Source organism: Achromobacter xylosoxidans (assembly GCF_002192695.1).
GTDB classification, from domain to species: domain Bacteria; phylum Pseudomonadota; class Gammaproteobacteria; order Burkholderiales; family Burkholderiaceae_B; genus Achromobacter; species Achromobacter xylosoxidans_C.
Window position 1 is genome coordinate 1 of sequence record NZ_MTLG01000090.1, and the last position, 606, is coordinate 606.

Annotated in this window: 1 pseudogene; it reads right to left on the minus strand. The window is 61.9% G+C overall.

The window, feature by feature from the left end:
• A pseudogene (locus tag BRO63_RS34290) lies at window positions 1-606 on the minus strand (hypothetical protein); the annotation flags it as partial.

The following is a 606-nucleotide window of genomic DNA, read 5'->3' on the forward strand; positions in this document are numbered from 1 at the left end:
TATCAAGCAAAGTGATCTGATCGACGCCAGAGCCGGTCGTGATCAGCGTATTGCCTGCGACCATCACCGTGTTCAGCAGAACAGTGTTGTCGCCATTGCCTGCTTCCACCGTCAGTGCGCCGGACAGGACGCTATCAAGCAAAGTGATCTGATCGGCGCCAGAGCCGGTCGTGATCAGCGCATTGCCCGCGACCGTCACCGTGTTCAGCAGAACGGTGTTATCGCCATCGCCCGCGCCCACCGTCAACGCCCCCTCCAGGCCGGAATCGCGCAGCGTGATCTGGTCGACGTCGGAACCGGTCGTAATCAGGGTGTTGCCGCCCACGGTCACGGTGTCCAGCACAACGGCGTTGCCGCCATTGCCCGCATCCACCGTCAGTGCGCCGGACAGGCCGCTATCAAGCAAAGTGATCCGATCGACGCCAGAGCCGGTCGTGATCTGCGTATTGCCTCCGACTGTCACCGTGTTCAGCAGAACAGCGTTGTCGCCATCGCCGGCATCCACCGTCAGTGCGCCGGACAGGGCGCTATCAAGCAAAGTGACCTGGTCGGCGCCAAAGCCGGTCGTGATCAGCGCATTGCCTCCGACTGTCACCGTGTTCAGCA